The sequence below is a fragment of the Nostoc sp. genome, assembly GCF_036917515.1.
GTDB lineage: Bacteria > Cyanobacteriota > Cyanobacteriia > Cyanobacteriales > Nostocaceae > Nostoc.
In genome coordinates, this window is sequence record NZ_JBALDE010000243.1 from 1 (window position 1) to 2,360 (window position 2,360).

Consider the following 2,360-nt stretch of genomic DNA (forward strand, 5'->3'; position numbering starts at 1 on the left):
CTTACCCCTTAATGACCAAACCCCGCCACGAATTACGCAAGCAATTGCAAACTGCTTAACCCACAAGTGTTTCGGTTTTTCTTAGTGCCATTCGTATCTGGTACTACGGGTGTATCAGGTTATGGCAATAGTTTAGGTGGTGCCAACATTCGCGGTTTTGGAAACGCTGAGTTGATAGATGGGTTTACTGGTTTACTTCCTGCTAATGGTGCCAATATTGAACAAGTGGAAGTGCTCAAAGGCCCGGCTTCAGTGCTGTATGGTCAGTTAGAGCCGGGTGGAGTAGTGAATTATGTGACAAAAAAACCTTTAAGCAATCCCTTTTACTCTGCTACTTTCACGGCTGGAAGCTTCGATTTCTACAATCCCACCATCGACCTGTCTGGACCGCTCACTACTGATAAAAAGTTGTTGTATCGTTTGAATGTTTCCTATGAAAATTCTGGTAGCTATCGAGATTATATTGAAAACGAGATTTTCTATATTTCTCCGGTTTTTACCTACAAAATTAGTGATGCGACAACCCTAGACTTCGTTTATGAATATCTTGATGCTCAACAAGGGTTTGACCGAGGCTTTCGACCAGAACCAATCTTTTTAACCTTGCCTAGAAATCGCAATTTGTTTCAACCTGATGATTATCAAAATTCTCAAAATAATCGTTTAGAGCTAACACTGAATCACCAGTTTAATGAAAATTGGCGGCTCAGGAATAGATTTTCGTGGAGATTTGGTGTGGGAAGTAGCAAAGTTACTAATAACGATATTGGACTTTTAGAGGATGGTCGAACACTGACGCGAACGCAGTATGGTGATGATCCGACTTATTCACAAACTTTAGCGCTGCAAACCAACTTGATTGGTAAATTCAATACAGGTTCTATCGCTCATCAACTGCTGTTAGGTCTAGACTGGAACCGAAATACTCAAGATAGCAAAGGCTTTACTAGTGGTTTCCCTTCGATCAATATTTTTGAGCCAAACTATGATGTTCCACTGCCTGAGCGCATTTATAGCCAAGACAATAGCACAACTGATACCAAAGGAATTTACTTACAAGACCAAGTGACATTGCTGCCTAATCTGAAGTTGCTTGTAGGTGGTAGATATGATTTTATTGACTCAGACAGTGAAAATATATCTGACATCAGTATCAGTAGCGAACCAGACGAGTCTAGATATTACTTTGATGCCTTTTCACCGCGTGTGGGCATTGTTTATCAACCAATTGAACCCATTTCGCTATACGCTAGCTACAGTCGCTCCTTTACAGTAGACCCATATAGCAGAACAGTAAACAATGAGTTACTAGAGCCTTCTCGTGGGACTCAGTACGAAATTGGCATCAAAGCGGAACTGTTTGATAAACGACTTTCAGCAACCCTTGCAGCCTATGACATTGCTAAAACAAATATTGCCACTACAGACATTGACAATCCTCAATACGTAATTGCGCTAGGAGAAGTGAAAAGTCGAGGGATTGAATTGGATGTAGCAGGGGAGATTTTACCAGGTTGGAAGGTTATTACTTCTGGTTTTCTCAATGATGCTTACGTTAGCAAAGATAATGACCCGACAGTCCAAGGCAAGCATTTAGAAAATGCACCTTATCATGGCGCGAGTTTCTGGACAACTTATGAAATTCAAAGAGGTAACTTGCAAGGATTGCAGTTTGGTGCGGGGTTCTTTTTTGTAGGCGATCGCGTTGCTAACCAAAGCGAGCAATTTATCCTTCCTTCCTATGTCAGAACCGATGCTTCTATCTCCTACAAACGAAGTAACTGGGAAGTTGGACTCAACTTTAAGAACATTTTCGATGTCAAATATTACGAATCAAACGGCTACCTCACCTTTCCCCAAGCACCATTTACTGTACAGGGAACAATTTCAGTGACCTTTTGACCCCATCCTAACCCTCCCCGATGTATTGGAGCTACCGGGTACAAACAAGTCGAGTTTGAAATCAAATGGACGAAAAAGGAGCGTTTAACTTGAGTTATAAAAAACTACGTAACATTGTATTTACTCTGCATCGCATCCTGGGTTTTGCGATCGCATCAATTGCCATCTTAGTTGGCATAACTGGAAGCCTGATCGTCTTCCAGCGTGAAATCAATGACTTTCAACGACATCAACAGTTTGGCGCTATCTTACCCCACGGCGATCGCTTATCGTTGGAAGCTATCCTGGATCTTGTCAAAGCTGCCTATGCCAACCAGCCTCAAATAGCATTGCAAAGGGTTTATTTCCCTTCTAAACCGGACGATCTATAGCGGTTCTCAGTTGGGTGCAATATAGTAACAGCAGTGGGTGAACCATCCAATAATGTCTTTTTTAGTTACCGCATTCAGAGCATTTGT

General features: G+C 41.8%; 2 protein-coding genes. Both read left to right on the top strand.

Features of this window, described 5'->3' with window-relative positions; translation table 11 throughout:
• Positions 1-66 precede the first annotated feature (66 nt).
• The gene (locus tag V7K89_RS31415) at positions 67-1,902 is read left to right on the top strand and encodes a TonB-dependent siderophore receptor (RefSeq protein ID WP_335194361.1); all 1,836 of its coding nucleotides are present in this window, start codon (positions 67-69) and stop codon (positions 1,900-1,902) included.
• A gap of 65 nt (positions 1,903-1,967) precedes the next feature.
• Complete coding sequence (locus V7K89_RS31420; RefSeq protein ID WP_335194363.1) at positions 1,968-2,273, top strand: PepSY-associated TM helix domain-containing protein; 306 nt, start codon at positions 1,968-1,970, stop codon at positions 2,271-2,273.
• Positions 2,274-2,360 lie beyond the last annotated feature (87 nt).

Excerpts from the sequence above, each read along its gene's own strand:
- V7K89_RS31420 (WP_335194363.1), top strand. The coding sequence starts at position 1,968 with ATGGACGAAAAAGGAGCGTTTAACTTGAGTTATAAAAAACTACGTAAC.